This is a genomic window from Cellulophaga sp. BC115SP (genome assembly GCF_009905545.1).
Lineage (GTDB): Bacteria > Bacteroidota > Bacteroidia > Cytophagales > Spirosomataceae > Flectobacillus > Flectobacillus rivi.
In genome coordinates this window covers 1-1176 of the sequence record NZ_JAAALB010000149.1, presented here as the reverse complement: position 1 = coordinate 1176, position 1176 = coordinate 1, and the positions used below count along the sequence as shown (strand labels likewise).

The window sequence follows — 1176 nt, the reverse complement described above, 5'->3', positions numbered from 1 at the left end:
TATAAGTCATCATATCTTTCTTGCTGGAGTTGGGGTTAAAGCTTACTTAAGACACCTGCACTAATACCACAGCCTACAGTCGTCGTATTGCTCGTAGCACTATTGTTGCTCGTGTTGGTTTCACCACCACCTGAGACAATCCCGCTGATGGCAATACCTCCTGTTGTCGTTGGTGTTACATTCAAAGGGAAGCTAACACTACCACTGGCTGGTATATTGGGTGAACTATTGGTACATACTATCGTCGTTGGACCTGCTACTGGACCTGTCGGGGCACAAGTCCAACCACTACCACCACCACTATTGAAGGTTAATCCTGTAGGAATGCTAAAGCTCTCGCTCACGCTACCTGTACTAGCTCCTGAACCTACGTTGTTTACCGTTACAGTATAAACAAAAGGAGTACTTGGCGTACCTGTACTTGGTCCACTAATACTAGTCGTTAAGTCTGATACTGGAGGGGTCGGACAGACAGTAGCTGTACCATAATTATCTTTGTAACTCTCCGAAAGTGCTCCATTAATACCACTCAAGTAGATTGAGTTGGCTGAGTTCAACTTAGGGGTATCTGCTCCTCCTGTACCATCTGCTACATTGCGATACATACGAATACTTCCGATACAAGCTTGGGTACGAAAACGAAACAATGGTATCTCTACGCCTGCTACGATATTGGGAAGTATGGGACTGCCCGTTAATGCAAAATAGCCATACTCGAGACTAGTATTCAGTGCCGTGCGCTGAGTAGACCAAATATAGTTTCCGGCATTGGTAGAGGGTAGTAAATCTTCCACGCCTCCTACTAAATTCGTCATCGAAGTACTTGTTGCACTTATAGGTGCAAAGGTTCCTATTGGTGCCACTAAGGTGTACTGAATCGTCGAGATCGTCGTTTGATTACTACTTGCACTATAAGCCACATCTGACTTCATCGTTGCATAGTAATAACCATCTGACCGCAACTCTATTTTGTAGCTAAAGTGGGGGGTACTTCCTTGACCATAAGCGCTACTTTTGCTGAGAACTAGCCCTAGTAACATACTAAAGCCCAGTAGTAATTTTCTCATATTATTCGTTGGTTTTTCTGTTCTACTTCGTTACAACTACATGCAATGCCTTCGAACTAAAGTTCTTGCTTTGCAATTTTAACAAATACCCGCCTAGCTTCACATTCTT

At 43.7% G+C, this 1176-nt stretch carries 1 protein-coding gene; it reads right to left on the bottom strand.

The features are described 5' to 3' along the window. Positions 1-35: 35 nt before the first annotated feature. Entirely contained in the window at positions 36-1067 is a 1032-nt protein-coding gene (locus GVN22_RS27315; protein WP_166554156.1) for a hypothetical protein, read from the bottom strand. Positions 1068-1176 lie beyond the last annotated feature (109 nt).

Excerpts from the sequence above, each read along its gene's own strand:
- GVN22_RS27315 (WP_166554156.1), bottom strand. The coding sequence starts at position 1,067 with ATGAGAAAATTACTACTGGGCTTTAGTATGTTACTAGGGCTAGTTCTC.